This is a genomic window from Haemophilus parainfluenzae (assembly GCF_014931275.1).
Taxonomy (GTDB): Bacteria; Pseudomonadota; Gammaproteobacteria; order Enterobacterales; family Pasteurellaceae; genus Haemophilus_D.
Window position 1 is genome coordinate 1,615,411 of the sequence record NZ_CP063110.1, and the last position, 26,722, is coordinate 1,642,132.

Sequence of the window (26,722 nt, forward strand, 5' to 3'; positions counted from 1 at the left end):
TTCTCCAAAAGCAATTAGGCTGCGTAGTTTGCCCAATATGCAGTTGTATTCTCACCGAAGTGAAAATTCGATTATCTAGATTAGATCTAAATAAAAAATTATTTTTTCTTAGGTGCTAACACCATTACTGCTTGGCGACCTTCTAATTTACCCGGTGCAGATTCCACCACAGAAATGTCAGCCAAATCGTTTTTAACACGTTCTAATACGTCTAAACCGATATCTTGGTGAGCCATTTCACGACCACGGAAACGTACAGTAATTTTCGCTTTATCGCCATCTTCTAAGAAACGAATTAAGCTACGTAATTTAACTTGGTAGTCACCTTCGTCAGTACCTGGACGAAATTTAATTTCCTTCACTTGTACGACTTTTTGTTTTTTCTTCTGCTCTTTTGCAGTTTTACTCTTTTCATAGAGGAACTTGCCGTAGTTCATAATACGACAAACCGGTGGTTCGGCATTCGGACTGATCTCAACTAAATCAAGCGCTGCTTGTTCTGCCATATCTAAGGCTTGTTGAATTGATACAATCCCCGCTTGTTCACCATCTTGGTCAATCAAACGAACTTCTTTTACTCGAATTTCATCGTTAATGCGATTCGGGCGGTTAGCTGCCGGAGCTTTTTTTACGGTTTTGATAATGTTATTCCTTCTATTTATTTAAGAAAAAACCTACTGTCTTCAAACAGAAGATTTATTAAATCATTTGCTATAAAAACAAACAAAAAACGGGCAAAATTTTATAGTATTTGCCACGTTTATGCAACAAGGATTTCTATTCCTTTAAATATCAGTAGTTAAAGCACTTATTTCAGCTGAAATACTCTCTCCAAATTGAAGTAGTTTTTCTAATCTTGCGGTTTCAATACATACCATTGTTCTATACCCTTCTGGTTGCATCGCACTTGGTGTTTTTTCCCAAGGATTCCATAGCACAATTGAATCTGCATGATGGTGTGTAATTTGAATATGTCGATTAAACGCTTTATCCACCAACAATGTTTTATCTTTCTCTAACGTATAAATACAATCCACACCTTGTTCTATTCTGCGTGTTGAAGGAACATCAGTATGTTTACCTTGTGAGTCATAACAACGACTTGGTAAATTTTGGACTTCAATTTGTGAAATATCACCAATATTAAAATAACTGTGTAATGCCGCTTGAGCTGGTTCTTGCCCTAAATGCGTTAAAGTCATTGTGCATTTATCGGTAAATTCCATTTTCATTTTGGCTTCAATCACACCATATTCAGAAAAGAGCGAAAATTCTAACCGCACTTTATTAGCTTGGAGATCATAATCACTCAATTGCCACAAACGTAAACGCGCTGTACCGTGTGAAGGCTGTTTAACACCTCCAAACCAAGGGTAACAAAGCGGTACACCGCCGCGAATTGCCACACCTTGTGTGAAAGGTTCAATCTCACTTAACCAAAAGATATCCTGCTCTGTCCCTTTAGGCTGCCAATTTAATAACTGCGCGCCTTGTAATGCAATTCGAGCTGAACCTACGGAGTGATTTAAGATTAAAACAGGAATTTCATTGATACGTTCTAAAGTTAATTCTGGTGTTAATTGTTGAATTTGAGCTGTCATATTCGTCTCCTTGTGATAAGGCTATTATATAGAAGAAAGAGATACTTGAGTTTATTTTTATACCGTGAATATAAAAAAACCGCACATCAAAGTGCGGTCATTTTTAATTAAGATTTTAAAGAATTAATTACTCTTCACCCAACAATTTCAACTCACGTTGTCTTACTTGGGATTTTAAGATTTCAGCAAACTCTTCAATCGTGAAAGTACCTAAATCTGCACCTTTACGGGTACGTACTGCCACTTTGCCTTCTGCGATTTCTTTATCACCGCAAACAAGCATATAAGGCACGCGACGTAAGGTGTGTTCGCGGATCTTGAAGCCGACTTTTTCATTACGTAAATCAGCTTTAACACGTAATCCCGCATCAGAAAGTTGTTTTACTACTTTTTGAACGTAGTCTGCTTGGCTATCGGTAATGTTCATCACAATCGCTTGAACTGGTGCTAACCATGCAGGGAAGAAACCCGCATACTCTTCAGTAATGATACCGATGAAACGTTCAATCGAACCTAAAATCGCACGGTGAATCATAACTGGTGTACGACGATCATTGTCTTCTGCCACATAAGACGCATTTAGACGACCAGGTAATGCAAAGTCTAATTGGATGGTACCGCATTGCCATTCACGATCTAAACAGTCACGTAATGCAAACTCAATTTTCGGACCATAGAATGCACCTTCACCTTCTTGAATTTCATATTCAAGACCGTTATGTGCTAATGCTGCTGCAAGACCTGCTTCGGCACGATCCCACATATCATCAGCACCAATACGTTTTTCAGGACGAGTAGATAATTTCACCTGAATATTTTGGAAACCGAACGTGCTGTAAATGTCGTAAACCATTTTAATACAGCTGGTTACTTCACTTTCAATTTGGTCTTCAGTACAGAAAATATGTGCATCGTCTTGAGTGAAGCCACGTACACGCATTAAACCGTGTAAAGAACCCGATGGTTCGTTACGGTGACAAGAACCAAATTCTGCCATACGGATTGGCAAATCACGGTAAGATTTTAAACCTTGGTTAAAGATTTGAACGTGTCCTGGGCAGTTCATTGGTTTAATCGCATATTCACGGTTTTCTGATTGTGTAGTAAACATCAAATCGCCGTAGTTTTGCCAGTGACCTGTTTTTTCCCATAACACACGGTCCATCATGAACGGACCTTTCACTTCTTGATAATCGTATTCTTTTAATTTTGTACGAACGAAGGTTTCCAATTCACGGAAAATTGTCCAACCATCGTTATGCCAGAACACCATACCCGGTGCTTCTTCTTGCATATGATATAAATCTAACGCTTTACCGATTTTACGGTGGTCACGTTTTGCCGCTTCTTCTAAGCGAGTTAAGTATTCCGCTAATTGTTTTTTATCAGCCCACGCCGTACCATAGATACGTTGTAACATTTTATTTTTGCTATCACCACGCCAGTAAGCACCTGCAACTTTCATTAATTTAAAGTTGTGGCAGAAACGCATATTTGGCACATGTGGTCCACGACACATATCAATGTATTCTTCGTGATGATAAAGCGCAGGCGTTGCGGTACGTTCGATATTTTCATCTAAGATAGCCATTTTGTATGGCTCACCGCGTTTTTCAAAAGTATCTCTTGCTTCTTGCCAGCTTACCGGAGTTTTGATGACGTCATAATTGGTTTTCGCCAATTCAAGCATACGTTTTTCAATCGCATCAATGTCTTCTTGCGTTAAAGAACGGTCTAAATCCACGTCATAATAGAAGCCATTTTCAATCGTTGGACCGATTGCCATTTTGACATCTGGGAATAATTGTTTAATTGCGTGACCAAGCAAGTGTGCGCAAGAGTGACGAATAATTTCTAAACCGTCTTCATCTTTTGCAGTAATAATTTCAAGGTTGGCATCTTCATTGATGATGTCACAGGCATCACGACGTTCACCGTTTACACGGCCAGCTATGGTTGCTTTGGCAAGACCGGCTCCGATATCTTGAGCCACTTCTAACACAGAAACTGGACGATCAAATTCACGTTTAGAACCGTCCGGTAAAGTAATAATAGGCATAATTTTTCCTTATACAGTGGTCGCCCATACGAAAGGCAACATGCAAATAATGATTAAAAAACAAACCGCACTTTCATTCACTCCCACTATCGAGCAAACCAAGTGCGGCGGAGAATTTTAGCACTTTCCACCACACTTGTTAATATCTCGCTGAATTCTTTCCAATGAGTAAATAATGATTTTCCTGATAGCTACTTTATCTATTCAAAATTTCCGATAAAATGACCGCACTTTTGACAAACACAAATTAAAGGAAACTCTATGAACGTATTAGTATTGAAATCAAGCATCCTTGCAGATCACTCTCAAAGTAATAAATTAGCCGATTACACCATTGAAAAATTAAAAGAACACAACATTGTGGTACGTGATTTAGCGGCGCAACAACTTCCCCATTTTGATGCAACGGCGGCAACTGCGGTACGTGGCGAACCTAAAACTGCAGAAGAAAATGCACTTTTAGCCTTATCAGATGAATTAGTGGCTGAATTAAAGGCTGCGGATATCATCGTAATTGGTGCACCTATGTATAACTTAGGCATCCCAACACAACTTAAATCTTACTTTGATTTTATTGCGCGTCCTCGCGTGACTTTCCAATACACTGCAAATGGCCCTGAGGGTTTACTTCAAGGTAAAAAAGCGATTGTATTAGCAAGTTTTGGTGGCATGTATGATGAAAACAACAATGTGACAAATTACTTAAAAGCGATTTTAGGTTTTGTTGGTATTACCGATGTTCAGTTTGCTTATGCAAAAGGTATTGGATTAGGTGCAGAGGCAATTGAAAAAGCACAACGTTCAGCAAGAAATAAAATTGATGAGATCGTTGCTTCTCTCTAATCACTAAATCTACTTCTTCTATTAAGCCATTTTGAGATATGCCTCGAAATGGCTTTTTTCTAATCAACTTCCTCTATTTTTAATATCTTTGGTTAAAAATTAAAAAAATATTGTAAAATCACGCCAAATTTTTGATTATTTTCTTGACTTATGCATCATGTACTAGTTTAATAGTGCAGAAGTTCAAAATACAGGATTGATTATGAAAAATACCCCTTTTATTGCGGTGACCTCTCAACCGGTTCCCTATCATGCTGACACCACCGCAATTTTTAATACACTATGTCAACAGAACTCAAATTCTCTTCTACTCGACTCTGCCGAAATTGGCAGTAAAAACAGCTTACAGAGCCTTATTCTGATTAATGCCGCCGTTAAAATTACTTGTTTAGGCAATCAAGTGACTTTTAGAGCACTGAATGCGAACGGAAAACAAGTGTTAAACGAAATTCATCCTGTATTAAGCCAACTCGGTACCATAAGTGCGATTAATTTTGAGAATGAATTTTCTGTACAATTCGCGCCGCTCGACAATCAATTAGATGAAGACAGCAAATTACAAGCTGCAACCATTTTTGATGGACTTCGTGTAATTTCTAACCATTATCAACATAGCAGCACACCTGTCTTTTTAGGTGGTTTATTTGCTTATGATTTGGTGGCAAATTTTATTCCAATGCAAGGTGTTGAATTAAAAGATGATGGCATTAACTGCCCGGATTACAGTTTTTATCTCGCAGAAAATTTAATTACCATCGATCACCAAAGCCAACAAGCCACATTAAAAAGCTTTTGTTTTAGTCAAGAAGAACAAGTGGAAGTCGCGAAAACGGCACTTTCTATTGCTCAAAAATTAAGAAATATTGATGGCGTATTTTCCATTAAAGCAGCAAGTGATGAGGTCAACACCAATTTTGAAGATCCTGAATTTATCGACATTGTCAAAGCATTAAAACATCATATTAATATTGGTGATGTGTTCCAAATTGTGCCATCTCGCCGTTTTTCATTAGCTTGCCCGAATACCCTTGCGAGCTATGCACAATTAAAACATAACAATCCAAGCCCTTATATGTTCTACATGAACGATGAGGATTTCATTTTATTCGGTGCATCACCAGAAAGTGCGTTGAAATATGCACCGGATAATCGCCAATTAGAAATTTATCCCATTGCAGGTTCTCGCCCGCGTGGTTTTGATGCCCATGGCAATATTGACCCTGAATTAGATGCGCGCTTGGAATTAGAATTACGTCTTGATCATAAAGAACAAGCTGAACATTTAATGTTAGTGGATTTAGCCCGTAATGATATTGCTCGCGTGTGTCAAAGCGGTACACGTAAAGTCGCCGAATTAATGCAAGTGGATCGCTATTCTCACATCATGCATTTGGTTTCTCGCGTAGTGGGTAAACTTCGTCCTGAACTTGATGCCTTACACGCTTATCAAGCTTGCATGAATATGGGGACTTTAACTGGTGCGCCTAAAATCAAAGCGATGCAGTTAATCTATCAATTTGAACAGCAAAAACGTCACAGCTACGGTGGTGCGGTCGGTTATCTCACCTCTGATGGTCATTTCGATACCTGTATCGTCATTCGTTCTGCTTTTGTACAAAATGGCATTGCCCATATTCAAGCGGGTTGTGGTGAAGTGTTGGATTCTGACCCTCAAATGGAAGCGGATGAAACTCGCCATAAAGCAGCTGCAGTACTTAAAGCAATCAAACAAATCAATACCCAAGCAAAATAAGGACGATAAATTATGGCTAATATTCTCTTTTTAGATAATTTTGATTCATTCACTTATAACTTAGTGGATCAATTCCGTGTGCTTGGGCATAACGTAAAAATTTATCGTAATGACACTAATTTAGAACAAGTGGTACAAGAAGCATTAAATACACCGGATACGATTCTTGCACTCTCTCCAGGACCAGGTACTCCGGCTGAAGCAGGTATCTTGCTCCCGCTCATTGAACGTTTAAAAAATGATGTGCCAATTATTGGTATTTGCTTAGGCCATCAAGCGCTTATTCAAGCCTTTGGTGGAGAGGTTGTACATGCAGGCGAAGTATTACATGGTAAAGTATCGCGCATTCAACACGATAACCAAGCCATGTTTAAAGATATTGCCAACCCAATGCCTGTGGCTCGTTATCACTCTTTAATGGGTAAAAATCTGCCTGACGAATTTATTGTCAATGCCGATTACAATGGTATCGTGATGGCAATTCGTCATAAAACCTTGCCAATTTGTGCTTTCCAATTCCACCCAGAAAGCATCCTTACTGTGCAAGGTTCCAAATTATTACAACAATCTGTGGAATGGTTATTAAACAGAGATTAAGGAAGAAAAATGATTACCGTATATGGATTAAAAGAAGTGCTTGCACCTCGTCGTCAAGATATTGCTGAAGTAATTTATAACTGTTTAAACCTTGGTTTAGACATCCCTCGCGGAAAGCATGCGATTCGTTTCTTATGTTTAGATAAAGAAGATTTTCTTTATCCTATCGATCGTAACGATGATTACACCGTTATTGAAATTAACCTGATGCAAGGTCGTATGGAAGGTACGAAAAAACGTTTAATCAAAATGCTTTTCAGTGAACTCGAATACAAAATTGGGATTAAATCTCACAACGTTGAAATTACGATTAAAGAACAACCGGCGCATTGTTGGGGCTTCCGTGGTATGACTGGCGATGAAGCGCGCGATTTAGATTACGATATTTACGTATAAAGGACGAGATTATGCAAACGGCTCAATTATTAGAACAACTTTACAGCGGAAAAACACTTAATAAAGAAGAAAGTGCGGTCATTTTTAATGCCATTATGCAAGGCGAGCTCAATAACGAACAAATCGCTGCCATGCTGATTGCGTTAAAAGTACGTGGTGCCACCATTGAAGAATTAAGTGGTGCGGTATCGGCATCCTTGCAAAATGCCAAATCATTCCCTCGACCTGACTACCCTTTTGCGGATATTGTGGGTACTGGCGGTGATGGTCAAAACACAATTAATATTTCTACTGCTAGCGCCATTGTTGCAGCCTCTATGGGTGCCAAAGTGGCAAAACACGGCAACCGTAGCGTATCAAGTAAATCCGGTGCCAGTGATGTATTAACCGCTCTCGGTGTGAATGTCAACGTCACGCCAGAACAAGCTCGTCAAGCGCTTGATGATATTGGCGTATGTTTCTTATTTGCTCAACAATATCACAGTGGGTTTAAACATGTGGCCCCTGTTCGTGCGGCATTAAAAACGCGTACGCTTTTTAATATTTTAGGTCCATTGATTAACCCCGCTCGCCCAACTTATCATTTGCTTGGCGTGTATGCCCCTGAATTAGTGAAAACCTACGCTGAAACCGCTGTCGCATTAGGTCATCAGCATACTTTTGTGGTTCATGGTGCCGGTCTTGATGAAGTCGCTGTACACGGAGAAACCCAAGTCGCTGAAATTAAAAACGGCAAAATTGACTACTTCACCTTAACGCCAGAAGATTTTGGTTTAAAAACACAATCTTTAGAAAGTTTACGTGGTGGCGAACCGCAAGAAAATGCCCAATATCTGACTGCTCTTTTACAAGGTAAGGGCAAAGCTGAACATGCTAATGCGGTAGCCGCAAATGTAGCATTATTGTTGAAATTATTTGGTCATGATGACTTAAAACAAAATGTTCAAAATGTGTTGGCTCACCTTGCATCAGGCAAAGCGTTTGAGACACTACAACATTTAACAAAATATTAAGATAAAGGCTGATTTGATAAGCCACAATAAGAAGAAAGATTATGATCACGCAAGATTTCACTAAACCAATTGACTCTGCTACGGTGCTACAAAAAATCGTCTTAGACAAAGCACAATGGGTTAAGGCAAAGGAAGCTGAATTTCCGCTTTCACAATTTAAAGAAAACATTCACAAATCTGACCGCTCTTTTTATGATGCGTTGGCTAAAGGCACACATCAAAAGCCTGCTTATATTTTGGAATGTAAGAAAGCGTCTCCTTCTAAAGGATTAATTCGTAATGAATTTAATTTAGATGAAATCGCCAATGTATATAAACATTATGCATCAGCGGTTTCTGTGCTAACGGATGAGAAATACTTTCAAGGTAAATTTGACTATTTGCCGCAAGTACGTGACGTTGTCTCACAACCTGTATTGTGCAAAGATTTTATGATCAGCGAATATCAGGTTTATCTTGCACGCTATTATCAAGCTGATGCTATTTTATTGATGCTTTCAGTGGTGAATGATGAAACCTATCGCATACTAGCTGATCTGGCGCATTCTCTCGGCATGGGCGTGTTGACGGAAACCAGCAACGAAGAAGAGTTTGAGCGCGCCCTTGCTTTAGGTGCAAAAATTATCGGGGTTAACAATCGTAATCTTCACGATCTCACTGTTGATTTAAACCGCGTGGTAGAACTCACACAAAAATATGCCGATCGCATTCCTAGTGATGCACGTATTATCAGCGAATCGGGGATTTATAATCACAGCCAAATTCGTGATTTGCAAAAAGTGGCACATGGCTTTTTAATCGGCAGCAGCCTAATGGGCAGTGCAGATTTAAATAATGCTGTGCGTGAAGTGATTTTTGGCGAAAATAAAGTATGCGGTTTAACTCGCACGCAAGATGTCAAAGAGGTTTATGCAAACGGGGCATTATACGGCGGCTTAATTTTCGTCGAACATTCAAAACGCTGTGTGAGCCTACGTCAAGCTCAAGAATTAGTGACCGCATCACCACTTCGTTTTGTGGGCGTATTTCAGAATCAAGAAATTGATTTTATTGTAAAAATCGCTAAACAATTGCAGCTTTATGCGGTTCAGCTACACGGTTCAGAAACCGCTGAATTTATTACCGCACTTCGTCACCAACTGCCTGAGGAAACTCAAATTTGGAAAGCCATTTCAATAGATACTGAAGCACAAAGTGCGGTTGATTTTACTGATGATTTAAATATTGCTCGCTATATTTTCGATAGCCAATCCGCTAATCAACAAGGTGGCACAGGAAAAACCTTTAATTGGTCACTCATTCCTGAAAATTTGAAACACAAAATTATTTTGGCTGGTGGCATTTCACCTAACAATATTGAACAAGCCATTAAGCAAGGTTGCCTAGGGGTTGATCTCAATTCTGGTGTAGAAACTGCCGCAGGCGTAAAAGACAGCGAAAAAGTGCGGTCAGTTTTTAAGACGATTTTGTCAAATTAATCTGATTGCTAAGGGGAAGTATTATGCAAAGAACAGCGTTAGTAACCGGCGCAACTGCCGGATTTGGTGCGGCAATTTGTCGCACACTTATTGAAAATGGTTATCGTGTGATTGGCACAGGGCGCCGCGTAGCACGTTTAGAACAATTACAACAAGAATTAGGTGAAAACTTCCACTTTCTTGCCTTTGATATTTCAGATCGCCAAGCAACAGAAGATGCTTTCCATTCCCTTCCCGCTACTTGGCAATCCATTGATTTATTGGTGAATAATGCAGGTTTAGGATTAGGCTTAGAAAGTGCAGATAAAGCGAGTTTAGACGATTGGATGCAAATGATTGATACCAATATTAAAGGTCTCGTTACCATCACTCGTCTTGTGTTACCCCAAATGGTTGAACGCAATTCAGGTCATATTATTAATTTAGGCTCAATTGCAGGTACTTATCCTTATCCAGGTGGCAATGTATACGGTGGCACTAAAGCTTTTATAAAACAATTTAGTTTAAATCTTCGAGCCGATCTTGCTGGTACACAAATTCGCGTGTCCAATGTTGAACCCGGTCTTTGTGGTGGAACTGAATTTTCTAATATCCGCTTTAAAGGTGATGATGCCCGAGCTAAAAAACTCTATGAAAATGTGGAATATGTCAGTCCACAAGATATTGCTAATATTGTGTTATGGCTCAATCAACAACCAGAACATGTCAATATTAATCGCATTGAAGTGATGCCTACTGCACAAACCTTTGCACCACTTAATGTCGCAAGAATTCAAAAATAACAAGGAAATATTATGTCAGAAACCCTTTTAAATCTTTATTTCGGTGAATTTGGCGGAATGTATGTACCAGAGATTCTCGTACCGGTACTACAACAGCTAGAAAAAGCCTTTGTTGAAGCAAAAGACGATCCTGAATTCCAACGTGAATTTCAAGATTTACTGAAAAATTATGCGGGCAGACCAACCGCACTTACCCTTTGTCGTAATTTAACCAAAGGTACAAAAGCAAAAATTTATTTAAAACGTGAAGATTTACTTCACGGTGGTGCCCATAAAACCAACCAAGTGTTAGGTCAAATTTTATTGGCAAAACGCATGGGTAAAACGCGCATTATCGCCGAAACTGGTGCGGGCCAACATGGCGTGGCAACCGCTCTAGCTTGTGCGATGTTAGATATGCCTTGCCGTGTTTATATGGGTGCAAAGGACGTAGAACGTCAATCACCAAACGTATTCCGTATGCGTTTGATGGGTGCCGAAGTGATTCCTGTACAAAAAGGTTCTTGCTCATTGAAAGATGCCTGCTGTGAAGCCATGCGTGATTGGTCAGCCAACTATGAAAACACCCATTATTTATTGGGTACAGCGGCAGGCCCTCATCCATTCCCGACGATTGTGCGTGAATTCCAAAAAATGATTGGTGAAGAAACCAAACGTCAAATCTTAGAAAAAGAAGGGCGCTTACCCGATGCAGTTATTGCTGCAGTCGGTGGTGGCTCTAATGCGATTGGTATGTTTGCCGATTTTATTGATGAAAAAGGTGTACGTTTAATTGGTATAGAACCTGCTGGCCATGGTATTGAAAGCGGTGAACATGGTGCGCCATTAGGCCATGCAAAAGTGGGTATTTATTTCGGTATGAAATCACCTTTAATGCAAACGGAAGATGGTCAAGTAGAAGAATCCTACTCTATTTCTGCTGGATTAGACTTCCCTTCTGTAGGGCCTCAACATGCTTACTTACAAAGCATTGGTCGTGCAGAATACCCAAGTATTACAGATGATGAAGCCTTAAATGCTTTCCAAGCGTTAGCAAAACATGAAGGAATTATTCCTGCATTGGAAAGCTCCCACGCATTAGCGCATGCGTTAAAAATGATTCATCAAGAACCAAATAAAGAACAAATTTTAGTGGTGAATCTTTCTGGTCGTGGTGATAAAGATATTTTCACCGTTGATAAAGTTTTAAAAGAAAAAGGAATGCAATAATGAGCCGTTTTGAAACTAAATTTGCAGAACTTGCAGTGAAAAAAGAAGGGGCTTTTGTACCTTTCGTTACATTATGCGATCCAACATTTGATCGCTCTTTTGAGATTATTTGCACTTTAGTCGAAAATGGCGCAGATGCTTTAGAACTGGGTTTCCCATTTTCGGATCCGTTATTAGACGGCCCTGTTATTCAAGCGGCTAATAATCGTGCATTGAATGCCGGACATAGCACAGAAGATAGCTTTAAATTACTCGCTAAAGTGCGGTCAACATATCCAGAGATTCCGATTAGCTTACTCCTTTGTGCGAATTTAATTTTTGCGAAAGGCTTAGATAATTTCTATCAACGTTGTGCAGAAGTCGGCGTGGATGCGGTTTTAGTGGCAGATATTCCGCTATTGGCAAAAGAAGACTATGTTCAAGCCGCTAAAAAACACGGTATTCAACCTGTCTTTATTTGCCCACCAAATGCTGATACCAAAACGGTACAAGGCGTTGCTGAAAACAGCGAAGGCTATACCTATTTAGTTTCTCGTGCGGGTGTAACAAGTGCAGAAAACCAAGCGCACGCCGCAAACTTAGACACACTTGTAGAACAACTTAAAGCCCACAAAGCACCACCAATTCTACAAGGTTTTGGTATTGCTCAACCTGCTCAAGTGAAAGAAGCCCTTCAACTGGGGGCAGCAGGTGCAATTTCAGGTTCTGCAACAGTAAAAATTATTGAGCGAAACTTAGACAATCAGGCTCAATGCTTGTCTGAACTCGCCGAGTTTGTTCGCAATATGAAAGCAGCAACCAAATCATAAATAAAAAAAGTGCGGTTAAAATTAACCGCACTTTTATTTTTCTTTCATTAATCTACAATTCGTAAATGAGATGCTGATTTCTGTGGTTTCTTTTCAGTTTTAGGCTTATCTACCACTTCTGCAAAACTTAATGGCTGTTCTGATGTTGGCTCACGATTTAATTCATCGTAAATGTCTTCTGGCTCAAACATCACGCCATCACCATTTTCACGTGCATAAATAGCTAAAGCTGCACCCATCGGAATATATAATTCACGAGCCACACCTTGGAAACGTGCATTAAACTGAATAAAATCATTGGTTAATTGCAAATTCCCAGTTGCTCCCGCAGAAAGATTTAAGACGATTTGCCCATCTTTCACATATTCCACCGGCACATTGGTACCATAATAATTCGCATCCACCACTAAATATGGGGTGAAATCATTATCCACTAGCCAATCATAATAGGCTCTTAGTAAATAAGGGCGTTTTGGAGAAGGTGTGTGGGTCATTATTTATCATCCATTAAATTTTTAGGCGCAGCTTCACCCACTGATTGTAAGAAGGAATCACGGCTAAATACACGATCCATATAGCCTTTGATTGCTTTGCTTCCTGTACCGCTAAATTCAACACCCATATTACGTAGTTTCCATAATAATGGGGCAACATAGCAATCGACTAAGCCAAACTCTTCACTCATAAAATAAGGGGTTTGTTGGAAGATGACGGATACCGCTAACAACTCTTCTTTTAACTGTTTTAACGCTTCTTCACGTTCAACTTCTGTGCCTTTTTCAGCAATTTCTAATGTTGGGTACCAATCTTGTTCGATACGTAACATTAAAAGACGGCTTTTCGCACGAGAAACCGGATAAACTGGCATAAGTGGAGGATGTGGAAAACGCTCATCAAGATATTCCATAATGATGCGTGAGCTGAATAACACTAAATCACGATCCACCAAGGTTGGTAATGTGCCATAAGGATTTAATTCCATTAAATCTTCTGATAATGCTTGCAGATCAACTTCTTCGTTTTCGTAAGCAACACCTTTTTCAGCTAAAACAATTTTTACCTGATGGCAGTAAATGTCATTTTTATTTGAAAAAAGAGTCATTACCGAACGTTTACTTGATGCATTGGACATTTATTCCTCCGAAGATCCAAACTAACTTATATACTTCTACTAAAAAAAATGGTCGATTATTTTAACATAACCGGCAGATAAATTGCTAACAATTTCTTATTTCTTCTTTAAAATCAATTGATTATAAACAACCGATGAAAAATCAAAGAACGGTAATTTTTAATTAATTTGTTTTTACAGATATAAAAAAAGCAGAGATTGCTCTCTGCTTTCTTGAAACGATAATAAAAATTAACGTTTGGAGTATTGTGGACGACGACGTGCTTTGTGTAAACCAACTTTTTTACGTTCAACGCGACGTGCGTCACGAGTAACGAAGCCAGCTGCACGAAGAGCAGGACGTAAAGTCTCATCATATTCCATTAATGCACGAGTGATACCATGACGGATTGCACCCGCTTGACCAGAAATACCACCACCTTTAACAGTGATGTATAGGTCTAATTTATCAGTTAATTCCACTAATTCTAACGGTTGACGTACGATCATACGAGCTGTTTCGCGACCAAAATATACGTCTAATTCACGTTGGTTGATAGTGATTTTACCACTGCCCGGTTTGATAAATACACGAGCTGAAGAGCTTTTGCGGCGACCAGTGCCGTAGTTTTGATTCTCTGCCATTTCCTAAACCTCGTGATTAAATGTCTAATACTTGTGGTTGTTGTGCTGCGTGTTGGTGTTCTGCACCTGCATACACTTTTAATTTACGGAACATTGCACGGCCTAATGGACCTTTTGGCAACATACCTTTAACCGCAATTTCAATCACCGCTTCAGGACGGCGAGCGATCATTTCTTTGAAAGTCGCTTGTTTGATACCACCTACATAGCCAGTGTGCCAGTAGTAAAGTTTATCTGTTTCTTTACGACCAGTTACTGCCACTTTATCTGCGTTGATAACGATGATGTAATCACCAGTATCTACGTGTGGAGTGTACTCAGCCTTGTGTTTACCACGAAGACGGCGTGCTAATTCAGTAGCTAAACGACCTAAAGTTTTACCTGTCGCATCTACCACATACCAGTCACGTTTTACTGTTTCCGGTTTTGCTACAAAAGTTTTCATTAATTAATTACCAAAATATAAGTTTGATACCCAGTGTTTCATATCGAAACACAACCATTGATCTTAATCTACACCCCTTCGAGTGTGATCTCGATAAAATAATGCACGGTGGGAATCCGTGCATTTACAGGGTCGGCGTATTATACCTATTTTTAGAAAAAATGCTAACTTTTTGTGCAAATAAATTGATTTTCTTTTAAAATACAACGCACAATAAACAATCATTAATTTCATTCATTATTTTGATGAAATCATTGAAATTGACGCATATTAGTTCTTATCTTATGATAAGTGCATTCTAATAAAAAACGTAAGAAGGCATGCTATGAGCTACGCAAACGAAATTAACACATTAAATCAACATCTTGCTGATACTAACAAAAAAATTAATGTCTCCTTTGAATTCTTTCCGCCTAAAAATGAAAAAATGGAAAGCATGCTTTGGGATTCCATCCATCGCTTAAAAGTATTAAATCCTAAATTTGTTTCCGTCACCTATGGTGCAAACTCCGGCGAACGTGATCGTACGCATAGCATCGTGAAAGCCATTAAAGCAGAAACAGGCATAGAAGCTGCACCACATTTAACAGGTATTGATGCGACACCTGAAGAATTAAAAGAAATTGCAAAAGATTATTGGGATAGCGGAATTCGTCACATCGTCGCATTACGTGGTGATGAACCAAAAGGTTATGCGAAGAAACCATTCTATGCGGCTGACTTAGTTGAACTACTCCGCTCCGTGGCTGATTTTGATATTTCAGTTGCGGCATACCCTGAAGTTCACCCTGAAGCAAAATCAGCACAAGCAGATTTAATCAATTTGAAACGTAAAATTGATGCAGGTGCGAATCATGTCATTACTCAATTCTTCTTTGATATTGACAGTTATCTTCGCTTCCGTGATCGCTGTGCATCCATTGGTATTGAGGCTGAAATTGTTCCAGGTATTCTGCCTGTTACTAATTTCAAACAACTGCAAAAAATGGCATCATTTACGAATGTAAAAATTCCAGCATGGTTGGCTAAAGCATATGAAGGATTAGATGATGATCCTACTACTCGCAATCTCGTCGCGGCGAGTGTGGCAATGGATATGGTAAAAATCCTTTCTCGTGAAGGTGTGAATGACTTCCACTTCTACACGTTAAATCGTAGCGAACTCACGTATGCGATTTGTCATACATTAGGCATTCGCCCTACAGCAAATCCATAAAAGAAAAGTGCGGTTAAAATTAACCGCACTTTTTTATTTCCACTATACTCGTCTCACTTGCCAAAAAGCTTTTTTCCAATAAGGGCTATTCATCGAAGAATAAATCACGCCACCTTTGGTTGAGGCATGTAAAAATTTATCTTCTTTCACATAAATCCCCACATGATAGCCATTTGGTCCGCGTCCCGTTTTAAAGAAAATTAAATCGCCAGTTTGGATATCTTCTTTACGAACAAGTTTTCCGTAACCCGCTTGATCTTTCGTAGTTCGAGGAAGATTGATATTAAAACGATCAATAAAGGTCTTTTGCACAAAACCAGAACAATCAATACCGCCACGAGACTGTCCACCTAAGACATAAGGTGTACCCGCCCATTCATATTGTTGTTCACTTAACATAGCAATGGCCATAATAGGATCACCAATCTGACCTTTATAGTTCATTGCATAATCTTCACGAATACCACTTGAACAAGCAAAAAGTAAAAAACTTCCCGCGACTAAAAAAGCACATTTAATCTTATTCATGTTCAATCCTGACAAAAGTGCGGTCAAAAACGACCGCACTTTTCTTACTATTGTTTTGGCTTGGTGTTTTCCACACGAGCACGTAATTTTTGCCCTGGCTTGAATGCCACTACTCGGCGAGCAGAAACAGGAATGCTTTCACCTGTTTTTGGATTACGCCCTGGACGGGAAGCTTTATTACGAAGTTCAAAATTACCAAAACCTGATAATTTCACTTCACCACCAGATTCTAACGATAAACGAATTTCCTCAAAAAAGTCTTCCACTAATGTTTTAGCTTCAGCTTTTTGTAATTGATACTTATCTAATAAGTATTCAGTAATATCAATTTTTGTAATCGTTGCCATGTTAGTCTCCTGTTTAGTCTCTAAGCTCCGCATTAAAGCGTTGTTTAACTTCGTTTAATACAACAGAGATTACCGCATTAATCTCATCATCTTCAAGCGTTTTTTCATTATCTTGAATGGTTAAACTGATTGCTAAGCTCTTATGTCCGCTAGCAACGCCAATGCCTTGATATACGTCGAATAAATTGACTTGTATTAATTTTTCTCCGCCGGCTTGTTTACATGCTTCGATAATATCGCCTGCTGGCACAGTATCAGCAACGACTAAAGCTAAGTCACGACGGTTTGCTGGGAATTTTGAAATCTCTTTGGCTTGAACCACTCGACGATTTGCAATGGCATCCCATAAAATTTCAAAAACAACCGCTTTGCCATTTAATCCTAGTTTTTGAGCGATAAGTGGATGAATAGTTCCAATAAAACCAATTTCTTTTCCATCTAATTCAATTGAAGCAGATTGTCCTGGGTGCAATGCACTGTGTGCTTTTGCCACAAACTTAACACGACTCCCCACTTCAGTGAGAGAAAGAATGCTTTCTAAATCACCTTTAAGATCAAAGAAATCAACATTTTCGGCCTTACCTGTCCAAGATTCAGATTTAGCGGTACCTGTAATTACACCAGCAAGAACAAACTCTTGGCGAATGCCAAATTCTGCATTAGCATCAGGAATAAAACGTAATCCCGTTTCAAATAAACGTACACGGTTTTGTTGACGGTTTTGGTTGTGTAGTACTGCACCAAGTAATCCACTTAATAATGAAACACGCATTGCTGACATTTCAACTGAAATTGGGTTTGGCAATACAAGTGCATCAATTTCTGGATGAAGTAAAGTCTGTACTTTTGGATCAACGAAGCTATAAGTAATCGCTTCTTGATAATCTGCATCAACAAGTGCGGTCTTAATTCGGCTTAATTCTAAATCGGCTTCTTTATGCTCACGCATACGAAGATGTGCTAATGGCGCATTATTTGGAATACTGTTATAACCATAAATACGCGCTACTTCTTCAATTAAATCTTCTTCGATTTCAATATCAAAACGCCAGCTTGCAGAAGTCACAGTCCAGACGTCATTAGCATATTTCACGGCAAAACCTAAACGTTCAAAAATCTCGGTCACGGTTTCAGTTTCAATATGATGACCTAATAAGCTATCTAATTTTTCACGACGTAAAGTCACTTCATTGACTTTTGGTAAATATTGCTCGCTCACGACTTCACAAATTTCGCCTGCTTCACCACCGCAAATGTCTACTAACAATGCTGTTGCACGTTCCATTGCGTGACGTTGTAGCGTAAAATCAACACCACGTTCAAAGCGATGTGAAGAATCGGTGTGTAAACCATATTGTCTTGCACGTCCCGCAATCGCTAATGGTGCAAAGAATGCAGCCTCTAAAATCACATCTTTTGTTGTTTCAGCATCAACACCGCTAGCTTGACCACCAAAGATACCCGCCATTGCTAATGGACCAGTTTGATCTGCAATCACTAAAGTATTCTGTTGTAATTTTGCGGTTGTGCCATCTAATAAAAGGAGTTCTTCGTCGTTATTGGCTAAACGCACTTGAACAGGTTGAGCTACTTTTGATGCATCAAAAGCATGCATTGGTTGACCTAATTCAAGTAAAACATAGTTGGTAATATCCACAATAGGATCGATAGAACGAATACCACAACGACGTAATTTTTCTTGTAACCAAATTGGTGATTGCGCTTTAACATTCACATTTTTCACCACGCGCAATAAATAACGAGGACATGCTTCTGGCGCTTTTAATTCAATTTGAACTTTATCTGAAATCATTGCCGGTACGGCATCAAAGTGCGGTTGATTAACAACTTGTTTATTAACCACGCCAACTTCACGTGCAACACCTGCAATGCTTAAACAATCTGCACGGTTTGGCGTTAAACTAATTTCAATAGCTTTATCATCTAAATCTAAATATTCACGTAGATTTGTGCCTACTGGTGCATCTAACGGTAATTCAATAATACCATCTGCATCTACATCAATGCCTAATTCAGAGAATGAGCAAAGCATCCCTTCTGAAGGTTGTCCACGTAATTTAGTCTTCTTAATCTTAAAATCACCAGGTAATACAGCGCCTTCAGTTGCACATGCTACTTTTAAACCTTGACGGCAATTTGGTGCACCACAAACGATATCTAATAAGCGCTCGCCACCAACATTTACTTTAGTGACACGTAATTTATCTGCATCTGGGTGTTGCGCACATTCAACAACTTCACCCACAACAACACCTGTAAAGTCGCCAGCTACTTTTTCAACGCCATCAACTTCTAAACCAAGCATCGTGATTTGATCACATAACTGCTCTGTTGAAATTGATGGATTAACCCATTCTCTCACCCAATTTTCACTAAATTTCATTATCTCTGTATCCTTTATTGATGAACGTGTTACGTTCTAAATTAATCATTATCGTCAATTTAACCCAACGGTTAATTACTTAAATTGTTTTAAAAAACGTAAGTCGTTTTCAAAGAATGAACGCAAATCTGTGACGTTGTAGCGTAACATAGTTAAACGCTCAACCCCCATGCCTACTGCGAAGCCAGAATATTCATTTGGATCAATACCTACGTTACGTAACACATTAGGATGCACCATACCACAACCTAAAACTTCTAACCATTTACCGTTTTTGCCCATTACATCGACTTCTGCAGAAGGTTCAGTAAATGGGAAATAGGAAGGACGGAAACGAACTTGTAAATCTTCTTCAAAAAATGCACGTAAGAAATCGTGTAATAAGCCTTTTAACTCGGTGAAGTTTGCTTTTTTATCTACATAAAGCAATTCAATTTGATGGAACATTGGTGTATGTGTTTGATCGTAGTCGTTACGATATACACGACCTGGCGCCATAATACGAATAGGTGGCTGCATTTTTTCCATGGTACGAATTTGCACACCTGAGGTTTGTGTACGAAGTAATAATTCAGGATTAAACCAGAATGTATCGTGATCTGCACGTGCTGGGTGATGTTTAGGGATATTCAATGCATCGAAATTGTAATAATCACTTTCAATTTCGGGACCTGTTTCCACAGAAAAACCTAACTCTGAAAAGAATTTTGTTACGCGATTGATAGTAATGGTAACAGGGTGTAAACCACCCGTTTCTGTTTTACGACCAGGAAGGCTTACATCAATACGTTCTTTTTCTAATTTCGCATTGAGTTCAGCTTGCTCCCATTCTGCTTTTTTAGCATTTAAAAAATCTAATGCCGCTTGTTTTGCTTCATTGATTTTAGCTCCCATTGCTGGACGCTCTTCTGCAGCAACATTACGTAATTCCTGCATAAGTTGGGTGAAATGCCCTTTTTTACCAAAATATTCCACACGAATTTCATCTAATGTGGCTAAACTTTTATTTTCGATTTGTTCAATCGCTGATTTTGCTTTCTCAACAAGATCTTTCAGATGTTGCATAGTTTCCCCTGATTATCTTTTCTAACTAAAAATACGCTTAATGATAATACTAACTCATTAAAAAATCACGCGTTTATTAGTGAATTGATGTTTCAGATGAAAAATGACAAAGATTTTTGCTATTTTTTGAGATATATCACAGTAATTTTTAACATTTTGGATAGAATGAGGATGAATCGAGCATGTCTAGGAGGCGTATTATGTGGAAATCAATTTCTCAAGTCTTAGCTGATCAATTTGGTGCTTACTATAACATCAAAGAAAAAAACAAAGTACCAGGAGGCGAAGTAAATGAAACTTGGCTTATTACGGATGGAATCCAACCCGTCTTTGTTAAAGTGAATGAACGGTCTTATCGTTCAATGTTTCGTGCTGAGGCTGATCAATTAAACCTACTAGACAAAACCAATACAATCAGACTTCCACAAGTGTATGGAGTAGGCTGTTCTCAAAATCATAGTTTCTTATTGTTAGAAGCGCTTACTATTACTCAACAAACTGATGCCACCGCACATTTTGGCGAAGAATTAGCAAAACTTCATCAAGTATCCGGTACTAAAAACTATGGTTTAGATTTTGATACTTGGCTTGGTCCTGAGTATCAACCTAATAAATGGAATGGGAGCTGGGCGAAATTCTTTGCAGAACAACGCATTGGATGGCAATTACAGCTTTGCAAAGACAAAGGTTTAGATTTTGGCGATCTTGATTTAATAACTGAGAAAGTAAAACAAAAGCTTGCAAAACATAATCCGAAACCCTCTTTGTTACATGGTAACTTATGGGTTGAAAATACTGCTGTTGTAGGTAACCAAACCTTTACTTATGACCCTGCTTGCTACTGGGGGGATAGAGAATGTGATTTAGCATTCAGTGAACTATTCCAACCTTTCTCGCCTGAATTCTATGAAATTTATGACCGCACTTTCCCGCTTGATAAAGAAGGTTTTGAAGAAAGAAAACACCTTTACCAGCTCTATTATTTACTCAATTTCAGCCATCGTTTTAATGGAAGTTATATCAACTTAACCACTAAATTGATTGAAGAACTTTTACTTGAATAATTTCTTAACATAAAATAAAAAAGAGCATAATTTTTATTACGCTCTTTTTGTCTTCTCTATCTAATTATTTTTGATAAAGAGGTGCTGGACCTTGAGTTCCACCGCTAGTTTGACCACCTTCTTGTAATTTTAATACAGAACCAGAAGCAGTGATTTCTACACGACGGTTTGGACGTAAACAGTCTTTCTCAGCTTTACTTGCGTGTTTGTAACCATTACAAGCTTTAACTTGTGGCACTTTACCGTAACCAACAGCTGTAATTTCAGATGTTACACCATCTTCAATTAAACGAGCTTTAACACGGTTTGCACGACGTTGAGAAAGATCTAAGTTGTAAGCATCAGAACCTAAACGGTCAGTGTAACCTGCAACTTTAACTTCTTTAGCACCAGTTTCTTTTAATTGTGCTGCAACGTTATCAACAACTTCTTTACCACGTGGAGTTAAAGTATCTTTATCGAAGTCGAACAAGAAGTCACCACTTAAAGTAAATGCTGAGTTTCCGTTACAACCGTTTGGATACCAGAAGAAGCTTTGAGCATTGTGGTTTTTGTCAAATAATATTTTGTATTGACAAATTTTGTGAACACCATTCTCACGATAGTTGAACGCATAATCCCACTCTTCAACACCGTATAAACCTTCAGAGAAGTGTGGACGACCGATTAGGTTATATAATTGGTCTTTGTTCATACCTCGTTCGATCATACGAACGTTGTCCCAGTTTGGCCATGAACCGAATTGGCTACCATCATGGTTGAAGCCTGCTTTATCAATTTTAGGCCATACAAGTTGTGGTACTTGTTGACCATCAACTTCTTTATATTCTGGTGTACCAGCTTCTGTAACTTTGCTTAAGTTACCACAAGCAGCAACTGTTGCTACTGCAACTGCAGATAATAAAATACGAGATAATTTCATTTCTTTACCTTTTTACTGTTAAGGTGCAATCCTTGCAAGAAGAACCTACACAACTAAACTTTATAAATTTTACAAATAAAACTATAAAAAGTTTCATTGCGTATGGTAGTCATAATTCTCTAACTTGTAAATAAAAAAACATTAAAAAATGATTTTTTATGGAACTTTTTTGTAAAGTTGTGTAAAGAGTTGTCAAATAAGTAAAAATTTTTCTTATTGAATAAAATCTTGCCCATTTTTTGTTAAATTTCGATGGATAATACCCTCAATACTTTCTTCTGCCTGTTTACCTATTTTTTGTAAAAGTGGCTTTTTCACTTTGTATTTCACTGAGAGTACTGACTTATCTTTCATTTTTTCAAGAATAATATCATCACTGGTTGCTAACTCATCGACTAGCTGAAGCTCTAGAGCTTGCTGACCGAACCAATGCTCACCTGTTGCGACTTTATCCACATCTAAGTGCGATCGATTTTGGGCCACAAATTGTTTAAATAATTGATGGGTTTCTTCAAGTTCAGCTTGGAATTTCTGTTTTCCTTTTTCGGTATTCTCACCTAACACTGTGACTGTACGTTTAAACTCCCCGGCTGTCATCACATCAACATCAACATCATGTTTTTTTAATAAACGATGAATATTGGGAATTTGCGCAACCACACCAATAGAACCAATGATCGCAAAGGGCGCAGAAACAATTTTATCTGCCACACAAGCCATCATATACCCACCACTTGCAGCGACCTTATCTACTGCAACCGTTAATTTAATCCCTTTTTGTTTTAAGCGAGCTAACTGTGAAGCAGCTAAGCCATAACCATGAACAACACCACCTGGGCTTTCTAGACGTAGTAAGACTTCATCATCGGCTTCTGCCACATTAATAATCGCAGAAATTTCCTCACGAAGTGCGGTTGTTTCTGATGCAGAAATATCACCCTTAAAATCGAGCACGTAAACACAAGGTTTAGGTGCTGCTTTCTCACCGTTTTTTAATTTTACTTTTAAAGCCTTTGCTTCTTGTTTTTTGGCTTTCTTCTCTGTTTTTTCCGCTTGTTTAAGCTCTTCTTCTGAAAGTTGGAAATCGCGTAAATGCTTAACTGTTTCCTTAAATTCTTCAGAAAGATCGGTCACAACTAATTCACCATGATGTGCCGCATTACGTTGCTTTGCAGAAATAATCATTGCCACGATAGCTGCGATTACAAGTAAAATCGTTAAAATCTCTAAAATAAAAATGCCATAGCCGGTCAAAATATCAGACCACATAGTTTTTCTCCTAAATAAAGTGAAGGAATTATTTTACTGTGCAAGCCCGATTTACACTAACTTTTTATGGAAAATTTTGCGATTTAAGGTAAACTAACACAGTTTTATTGCCTAATTTATAATGAATTACAGAGGTTTATATGTCTAAAGTTGCATCTATTGTTGATGTGTTACAAGGTAAAATCGCTATAGGCGAAAAAGTTACCGTACGCGGATGGGTCCGTACCCGTCGTGACTCTAAAGCAGGTCTTTCTTTCCTTACTGTTTATGACGGCTCTTGCTTTGACCCTATTCAAGCAATTGTTAATAACGATATTGAAAATTATGATAGCGAAGTCTTACGCTTAACAACGGGTTGCTCTGTTATCGTAACCGGTACTATTGTTGAGTCACCTGCTGAAGGTCAAGCTGTTGAACTTCAAGCTGAAAAAGTAGAAGTGACAGGGTTTGTAGAAGATCCTGATACTTATCCAATGGCAGCAAAACGTCACTCAATTGAATACTTACGTGAAGTGGCACACTTACGTCCTCGTACCAATATTATCGGTGCAGTCGCACGCGTTCGTCACTGCTTAGCTCAAGCTATTCATCGCTTCTTCCATGAACAAGGTTTCTATTGGGTCGCTACCCCATTAATTACTGCATCAGATACTGAAGGTGCGGGTGAAATGTTCCGTGTCTCAACGCTTGATTTAGAAAATCTTCCTCGTAGTGAAGATGGTAAAGTCGATTTCAGTCAAGACTTCTTCGGCAAAGAATCATTTTTAACCGTTTCAGGCCAGTTAAATGGTGAGACTTACGCGTGTGCATTAAGCAAAATCTATACTTTCGGTCCAACATTCCGTGCTGAAAATTCAAATACCACTCGTCACCTTGCAGAATTCTGGATGGTTGAACCTGAAGTTGCATTTGCAACACTTGCTGATAATGCGAAATTAGCAGAAGACATGTTGAAATACGTTTTCCGTGCGGTGCTTACTGAACGTAAAGATGACTTAAAATTCTTTGAAAAACATGTAGATAAAGATGTTATTACTCGTTTAGAAAACTTTGTAAACTCTGATTTTGCTCAAATCGACTATACCGATGCGATCGACGTGTTATTAAAATCAGGTAAGAAATTCGAATTCCCTGTTTCTTGGGGGATCGATTTATCTTCTGAACATGAACGTTTCTTAGCAGAAGAATATTTCAAATCACCTGTTGTCGTGAAAAACTATCCGAAAGATATCAAAGCCTTCTATATGCGTTTAAATGACGATGGCAAAACTGTAGCTGCAATGGATGTTCTCGCACCTGGAATTGGTGAAATCATTGGTGGTTCACAACGTGAAGAACGTTTAGACGTATTAGATAAACGCATGGAAGAAATGGGTCTAAATCCTGAAGATTACTGGTGGTATCGCGATCTTCGTAAATATGGTACTGTGCCACATTCAGGTTTCGGTCTTGGTTTTGAACGCTTAATCGTTTATGTAACTGGCGTACAAAATATTCGCGATGTAATTCCATTCCCTCGCGCACCAAGAAATGCAAATTTCTAAAAATATTGTTTAAATTGACCGCACTTTCTTTAAAGTGCGGTCATCATTTTAGGCGATAAATTTATCCCCTATTTTATTTATTGTGTTTGAATCAATCTTTCAAATACATCATATTAAGGAAAGTAGAAATGGACAAAATTAAACAACTCTTTGCAAACAACTACAGTTGGGCGCAAAGAATGAAAGAAGAAAATTCCACTTATTTTAAAGAACTTGCCGATCACCAAACACCTCATTATCTTTGGATTGGCTGCTCGGATAGCCGAGTTCCTGCTGAAAAACTCACAAATCTTGAACCGGGCGAATTATTTGTTCATCGTAATGTTGCTAACCAAGTTATTCATACGGATTTTAACTGCCTTTCAGTTGTACAATATGCCGTTGATGTACTAAAAATTGAACATATTATTATTTGCGGTCATACAAATTGTGGTGGTATTAAAGCAGCGATGCAAGATCACGATCTAGGGTTAATCAATAACTGGTTGCTCCATATTCGTGATATTTGGTTTAAACACGGGCATCTATTAGGCAATCTTTCAGCAGAAAAACGTTCAGATATGCTCACTAAATTAAATGTTGCAGAGCAAGTTTATAACCTAGGACGCACATCTATCGTAAAAAGCGCTTGGGAACGTGGACAAAAACTCTCCCTACATGGCTGGGTATATGATGTAAATGATGGATTCTTAGTAGATCAAGGTGTTATTGCAACCAGTCGGGAAACTCTTGAAATCTCTTATCGCAATGCCATTGCTCGTTTATCTAGCCTCGCGGAAGAGGATATTCTGAAAAAAGAACTTTCTGAAGGCGAAGAATAAAAAAGTGCGGTTAAAATCTAATAAGTTTTAACCGCATTACTTTTTATTTAAAGTTGCTATTTAACTAATTCTGTCTGCATATACATTAAGCGATCAATATTCGTTAAATAATGTCCTAACTCTTGGGATTCTGGTTTATGGATATAAGGAATTTTCCCTAATAATGGTGCATCAATCTGAGTTTCTAAAACCTCTATAACTTCTTTGTAGTGGCCCAAGCAAGGATTAATTCGATTCGCAATCCAACCTAATAAAGGTACACCAAGTTGTTTAATTACTTGAGCGGTAAGTAGTGCATGGTTGATACAGCCTTCCTTAATGCCAACAACCAATACAATAGGCATTTTATGCTCAACAACCCAATCAGCAAAGCTTTTACCTTCCGCCATGGGGGTGAGTAACCCAAATGAACCTTCCACGACAACAGATTGATATTTTTGAACTAATATCGTTAAGGCTTGATTAATCTTACTTAATTTAATGCGTGATTTATCTCGAGTCAGCATCGGCAAGGAATGAGCAAAAGTATAGCTATTTACTTCTTGATAAGATACTGGCTCATTCGTTGCATCCATTAAAGCTAACACATCTGAATTATTTTCAGCATCATAATCTGTTTGGGATTCATTAGACTGATTTTCGACAGGATAAATACCCTCTTCACAGCTACAAGCAATCGGCTTATAACCCACAATTCGCACGCCCTTTGCTTGTAATGCCTGAATAATGGCACGGCAGGCGGTGGTCTTGCCCACATCGGTATCTGTACCTGCCACAAAGAAACTACTCATTTTCATTCTC

Annotated in this window: 27 protein-coding genes; 13 read left to right on the forward strand and 14 right to left on the reverse strand. The window is 38.6% G+C overall.

Going from position 1 to position 26,722, the window contains the following annotated elements; all coding sequences use genetic code 11:
* Positions 1-98 precede the first annotated feature (98 nt).
* The 3 genes from infC to thrS all read right to left on the reverse strand — a co-directional run bounded on the left by infC (position 99) and on the right by thrS (position 3,660).
* Positions 99-662, reverse strand: coding sequence for a translation initiation factor IF-3 (gene infC / locus INQ00_RS07840; RefSeq protein WP_425306929.1), 564 nt, complete (start codon positions 660-662; stop codon positions 99-101).
* A 123-nt stretch (positions 663-785) separates the two neighbouring features.
* Complete coding sequence (locus INQ00_RS07845; RefSeq protein ID WP_197546723.1) at positions 786-1,601, reverse strand: D-hexose-6-phosphate mutarotase; 816 nt, start codon at positions 1,599-1,601, stop codon at positions 786-788.
* 127 nt (positions 1,602-1,728) lie between these two features.
* Complete coding sequence (gene thrS, locus INQ00_RS07850; protein WP_070582446.1) at positions 1,729-3,660, reverse strand: threonine--tRNA ligase; 1,932 nt, start codon at positions 3,658-3,660, stop codon at positions 1,729-1,731.
* Positions 3,661-3,921: 261 nt separating this feature from the next.
* On the opposite strand from thrS, the gene INQ00_RS07855 reads away from it, so the two are divergent.
* The 9 genes from INQ00_RS07855 to trpA all read left to right on the forward strand — a co-directional run bounded on the left by INQ00_RS07855 (position 3,922) and on the right by trpA (position 12,540).
* Positions 3,922-4,503: an FMN-dependent NADH-azoreductase gene (locus tag INQ00_RS07855; protein ID WP_111327239.1), complete on the forward strand. Its 582-nt coding sequence runs from the start codon at positions 3,922-3,924 to the stop codon at positions 4,501-4,503.
* Between the two features lie 202 nt (positions 4,504-4,705).
* The gene (gene trpE, locus INQ00_RS07860) at positions 4,706-6,256 is read left to right on the forward strand and encodes an anthranilate synthase component I (protein ID WP_197546724.1); all 1,551 of its coding nucleotides are present in this window, start codon (positions 4,706-4,708) and stop codon (positions 6,254-6,256) included.
* 12 nt (positions 6,257-6,268) lie between these two features.
* The gene (locus INQ00_RS07865) at positions 6,269-6,853 is read left to right on the forward strand and encodes an aminodeoxychorismate/anthranilate synthase component II (protein ID WP_005697516.1); all 585 of its coding nucleotides are present in this window, start codon (positions 6,269-6,271) and stop codon (positions 6,851-6,853) included.
* Positions 6,854-6,862: 9 nt separating this feature from the next.
* Positions 6,863-7,249, forward strand: coding sequence for a tautomerase family protein (locus tag INQ00_RS07870; protein WP_005629316.1), 387 nt, complete (start codon positions 6,863-6,865; stop codon positions 7,247-7,249).
* A gap of 11 nt (positions 7,250-7,260) precedes the next feature.
* On the forward strand, positions 7,261-8,262 hold the full coding sequence (gene trpD, locus INQ00_RS07875; RefSeq protein WP_197546725.1) for an anthranilate phosphoribosyltransferase: 1,002 nt from the start codon (positions 7,261-7,263) through the stop codon (positions 8,260-8,262).
* 41 nt (positions 8,263-8,303) lie between these two features.
* A complete protein-coding gene (gene trpCF, locus INQ00_RS07880) occupies positions 8,304-9,740 on the forward strand; it encodes a bifunctional indole-3-glycerol-phosphate synthase TrpC/phosphoribosylanthranilate isomerase TrpF (protein WP_197546726.1) in 1,437 nt (478 codons plus the stop codon).
* A 23-nt stretch (positions 9,741-9,763) separates the two neighbouring features.
* On the forward strand, positions 9,764-10,522 hold the full coding sequence (locus tag INQ00_RS07885) for an SDR family oxidoreductase (RefSeq protein WP_197546727.1): 759 nt from the start codon (positions 9,764-9,766) through the stop codon (positions 10,520-10,522).
* Between the two features lie 12 nt (positions 10,523-10,534).
* The gene (gene trpB, locus INQ00_RS07890; protein WP_197546728.1) at positions 10,535-11,731 is read left to right on the forward strand and encodes a tryptophan synthase subunit beta; all 1,197 of its coding nucleotides are present in this window, start codon (positions 10,535-10,537) and stop codon (positions 11,729-11,731) included.
* Entirely contained in the window at positions 11,731-12,540 is an 810-nt protein-coding gene (gene trpA / locus INQ00_RS07895; RefSeq protein ID WP_197546729.1) for a tryptophan synthase subunit alpha, read from the forward strand. Before trpB ends, trpA begins: the two co-directional genes overlap by 1 nt.
* A 47-nt stretch (positions 12,541-12,587) precedes the next feature.
* On the opposite strand, the gene INQ00_RS07900 is transcribed toward trpA, so the two are convergent.
* The 4 genes from INQ00_RS07900 to rplM all read right to left on the reverse strand — a co-directional run bounded on the left by INQ00_RS07900 (position 12,588) and on the right by rplM (position 14,741).
* A complete protein-coding gene (locus INQ00_RS07900) occupies positions 12,588-13,034 on the reverse strand; it encodes a ClpXP protease specificity-enhancing factor (RefSeq protein ID WP_197546730.1) in 447 nt (148 codons plus the stop codon).
* Entirely contained in the window at positions 13,034-13,672 is a 639-nt protein-coding gene (gene sspA, locus INQ00_RS07905; RefSeq protein WP_005696172.1) for a stringent starvation protein SspA, read from the reverse strand. Before sspA ends, INQ00_RS07900 begins: the two co-directional genes overlap by 1 nt.
* A gap of 231 nt (positions 13,673-13,903) precedes the next feature.
* Entirely contained in the window at positions 13,904-14,296 is a 393-nt protein-coding gene (gene rpsI, locus INQ00_RS07910; RefSeq protein WP_005696173.1) for a 30S ribosomal protein S9, read from the reverse strand.
* Positions 14,297-14,312: 16 nt separating this feature from the next.
* Positions 14,313-14,741: a 50S ribosomal protein L13 gene (gene rplM / locus INQ00_RS07915; RefSeq protein ID WP_005628896.1), complete on the reverse strand. Its 429-nt coding sequence runs from the start codon at positions 14,739-14,741 to the stop codon at positions 14,313-14,315.
* A 325-nt stretch (positions 14,742-15,066) separates the two neighbouring features.
* On the opposite strand from rplM, the gene metF reads away from it, so the two are divergent.
* Positions 15,067-15,957 carry a methylenetetrahydrofolate reductase gene (gene metF / locus INQ00_RS07920; RefSeq protein WP_049366608.1) on the forward strand — a complete coding sequence of 297 codons (891 nt, stop codon included), beginning with the start codon at positions 15,067-15,069 and terminating at the stop codon, positions 15,955-15,957.
* A 42-nt stretch (positions 15,958-15,999) separates the two neighbouring features.
* Here metF and INQ00_RS07925 read toward each other — a convergent pair whose 3' ends face one another.
* The 4 genes from INQ00_RS07925 to pheS all read right to left on the reverse strand — a co-directional run bounded on the left by INQ00_RS07925 (position 16,000) and on the right by pheS (position 20,301).
* Positions 16,000-16,485: a C40 family peptidase gene (locus INQ00_RS07925; protein WP_054420406.1), complete on the reverse strand. Its 486-nt coding sequence runs from the start codon at positions 16,483-16,485 to the stop codon at positions 16,000-16,002.
* Positions 16,486-16,532: 47 nt separating this feature from the next.
* On the reverse strand, positions 16,533-16,832 hold the full coding sequence (locus INQ00_RS07930) for an integration host factor subunit alpha (RefSeq protein WP_197546731.1): 300 nt from the start codon (positions 16,830-16,832) through the stop codon (positions 16,533-16,535).
* A gap of 13 nt (positions 16,833-16,845) precedes the next feature.
* Positions 16,846-19,236, reverse strand: a complete 2,391-nt coding sequence (gene pheT / locus INQ00_RS07935; protein ID WP_197546732.1) for a phenylalanine--tRNA ligase subunit beta — start codon at positions 19,234-19,236, stop codon at positions 16,846-16,848.
* 75 nt (positions 19,237-19,311) lie between these two features.
* Complete coding sequence (gene pheS / locus INQ00_RS07940; RefSeq protein ID WP_014065431.1) at positions 19,312-20,301, reverse strand: phenylalanine--tRNA ligase subunit alpha; 990 nt, start codon at positions 20,299-20,301, stop codon at positions 19,312-19,314.
* Positions 20,302-20,501: 200 nt separating this feature from the next.
* Here pheS and INQ00_RS07945 point away from each other — a divergent pair, with 200 nt between their 5' ends.
* A complete protein-coding gene (locus tag INQ00_RS07945; protein WP_054420408.1) occupies positions 20,502-21,365 on the forward strand; it encodes a fructosamine kinase family protein in 864 nt (287 codons plus the stop codon).
* 64 nt (positions 21,366-21,429) lie between these two features.
* Here INQ00_RS07945 and INQ00_RS07950 read toward each other — a convergent pair whose 3' ends face one another.
* On the reverse strand, positions 21,430-22,287 hold the full coding sequence (locus tag INQ00_RS07950; RefSeq protein ID WP_197546733.1) for an OmpA family protein: 858 nt from the start codon (positions 22,285-22,287) through the stop codon (positions 21,430-21,432).
* A gap of 213 nt (positions 22,288-22,500) precedes the next feature.
* Positions 22,501-23,556 (reverse strand): protease SohB, encoded by a 1,056-nt coding sequence (gene sohB / locus INQ00_RS07955; protein WP_197546734.1) that lies wholly within the window; start codon positions 23,554-23,556, stop codon positions 22,501-22,503.
* 140 nt (positions 23,557-23,696) lie between these two features.
* Between sohB and asnS the strand changes: the two genes are divergently transcribed.
* Positions 23,697-25,100, forward strand: a complete 1,404-nt coding sequence (gene asnS / locus INQ00_RS07960; protein ID WP_197546735.1) for an asparagine--tRNA ligase — start codon at positions 23,697-23,699, stop codon at positions 25,098-25,100.
* Positions 25,101-25,228: 128 nt separating this feature from the next.
* A complete protein-coding gene (can, locus tag INQ00_RS07965; protein ID WP_054420412.1) occupies positions 25,229-25,921 on the forward strand; it encodes a carbonate dehydratase in 693 nt (230 codons plus the stop codon).
* Positions 25,922-25,977: 56 nt separating this feature from the next.
* Here the strand turns inward: can and bioD are convergent, their stop codons facing one another.
* The gene (gene bioD, locus INQ00_RS07970) at positions 25,978-26,712 is read right to left on the reverse strand and encodes a dethiobiotin synthase (protein ID WP_197546736.1); all 735 of its coding nucleotides are present in this window, start codon (positions 26,710-26,712) and stop codon (positions 25,978-25,980) included.
* Positions 26,713-26,722 lie beyond the last annotated feature (10 nt).

Excerpts from the sequence above, each read along its gene's own strand:
- trpCF (WP_197546726.1), top strand. The coding sequence starts at position 8,304 with ATGATCACGCAAGATTTCACTAAACCAATTGACTCTGCTACGGTGCTA.
- pheS (WP_014065431.1), bottom strand. The coding sequence starts at position 20,301 with ATGCAACATCTGAAAGATCTTGTTGAGAAAGCAAAATCAGCGATTGAA.
- trpE (WP_197546724.1), top strand. The coding sequence starts at position 4,706 with ATGAAAAATACCCCTTTTATTGCGGTGACCTCTCAACCGGTTCCCTAT.
- sspA (WP_005696172.1), bottom strand. The coding sequence starts at position 13,672 with ATGTCCAATGCATCAAGTAAACGTTCGGTAATGACTCTTTTTTCAAAT.
- thrS (WP_070582446.1), bottom strand. The coding sequence starts at position 3,660 with ATGCCTATTATTACTTTACCGGACGGTTCTAAACGTGAATTTGATCGT.
- INQ00_RS07865 (WP_005697516.1), top strand. The coding sequence starts at position 6,269 with ATGGCTAATATTCTCTTTTTAGATAATTTTGATTCATTCACTTATAAC.
- INQ00_RS07925 (WP_054420406.1), bottom strand. The coding sequence starts at position 16,485 with ATGAATAAGATTAAATGTGCTTTTTTAGTCGCGGGAAGTTTTTTACTT.
- rplM (WP_005628896.1), bottom strand. The coding sequence starts at position 14,741 with ATGAAAACTTTTGTAGCAAAACCGGAAACAGTAAAACGTGACTGGTAT.
- pheT (WP_197546732.1), bottom strand. The coding sequence starts at position 19,236 with ATGAAATTTAGTGAAAATTGGGTGAGAGAATGGGTTAATCCATCAATT.
- INQ00_RS07845 (WP_197546723.1), bottom strand. The coding sequence starts at position 1,601 with ATGACAGCTCAAATTCAACAATTAACACCAGAATTAACTTTAGAACGT.
- bioD (WP_197546736.1), bottom strand. The coding sequence starts at position 26,712 with ATGAGTAGTTTCTTTGTGGCAGGTACAGATACCGATGTGGGCAAGACC.
- INQ00_RS07950 (WP_197546733.1), bottom strand. The coding sequence starts at position 22,287 with ATGAAATTATCTCGTATTTTATTATCTGCAGTTGCAGTAGCAACAGTT.
- INQ00_RS07900 (WP_197546730.1), bottom strand. The coding sequence starts at position 13,034 with ATGACCCACACACCTTCTCCAAAACGCCCTTATTTACTAAGAGCCTAT.
- trpB (WP_197546728.1), top strand. The coding sequence starts at position 10,535 with ATGTCAGAAACCCTTTTAAATCTTTATTTCGGTGAATTTGGCGGAATG.
- trpD (WP_197546725.1), top strand. The coding sequence starts at position 7,261 with ATGCAAACGGCTCAATTATTAGAACAACTTTACAGCGGAAAAACACTT.
- can (WP_054420412.1), top strand. The coding sequence starts at position 25,229 with ATGGACAAAATTAAACAACTCTTTGCAAACAACTACAGTTGGGCGCAA.
- INQ00_RS07870 (WP_005629316.1), top strand. The coding sequence starts at position 6,863 with ATGATTACCGTATATGGATTAAAAGAAGTGCTTGCACCTCGTCGTCAA.
- INQ00_RS07930 (WP_197546731.1), bottom strand. The coding sequence starts at position 16,832 with ATGGCAACGATTACAAAAATTGATATTACTGAATACTTATTAGATAAG.
- metF (WP_049366608.1), top strand. The coding sequence starts at position 15,067 with ATGAGCTACGCAAACGAAATTAACACATTAAATCAACATCTTGCTGAT.
- INQ00_RS07855 (WP_111327239.1), top strand. The coding sequence starts at position 3,922 with ATGAACGTATTAGTATTGAAATCAAGCATCCTTGCAGATCACTCTCAA.
- INQ00_RS07945 (WP_054420408.1), top strand. The coding sequence starts at position 20,502 with ATGTGGAAATCAATTTCTCAAGTCTTAGCTGATCAATTTGGTGCTTAC.
- sohB (WP_197546734.1), bottom strand. The coding sequence starts at position 23,556 with ATGTGGTCTGATATTTTGACCGGCTATGGCATTTTTATTTTAGAGATT.
- asnS (WP_197546735.1), top strand. The coding sequence starts at position 23,697 with ATGTCTAAAGTTGCATCTATTGTTGATGTGTTACAAGGTAAAATCGCT.
- INQ00_RS07885 (WP_197546727.1), top strand. The coding sequence starts at position 9,764 with ATGCAAAGAACAGCGTTAGTAACCGGCGCAACTGCCGGATTTGGTGCG.
- rpsI (WP_005696173.1), bottom strand. The coding sequence starts at position 14,296 with ATGGCAGAGAATCAAAACTACGGCACTGGTCGCCGCAAAAGCTCTTCA.
- trpA (WP_197546729.1), top strand. The coding sequence starts at position 11,731 with ATGAGCCGTTTTGAAACTAAATTTGCAGAACTTGCAGTGAAAAAAGAA.